The organism is Kineococcus sp. AC630, from assembly GCF_979255925.1.
Window position 1 is genome coordinate 1 of sequence record NZ_CEEDMJ010000076.1, and the last position, 277, is coordinate 277.

Annotated in this window: 1 pseudogene; it reads right to left on the reverse strand. The window is 74.0% G+C overall.

What is annotated here, in order from left to right:
* Nucleotides 1-240 (reverse strand): annotated as a pseudogene (locus tag AC0I8G_RS25915) (molybdopterin-dependent oxidoreductase); the annotation flags it as partial.
* Nucleotides 241-277 lie beyond the last annotated feature (37 nt).

Genomic DNA, 277 nt, shown 5'->3' on the forward strand with positions numbered 1-277 from the left:
GTCGGACTGCCCGAACTGCCGGATCGCCCACTCCTTCAGCCACTCCGGCGTCCGGGCGATGAACTCCAGCCCCACCCCGTAGACGGGGTCGGCCGAACGGGTGTCGAGCGTCGCGAGCAGCGCGCCGACCCCCAGGGTGGTGGCGCCGGACAGGAGACCGGCCAGCACCGCCAGCAACCGGCGACCGTGTCGCCCCTGCCGGCCCGGAGCCTGCGGTCCTCGTTCGCGTTGCTTCAGCACGCCGTTCTCCCCTCCGAGCCGCAGCGAGCTGCCGGGG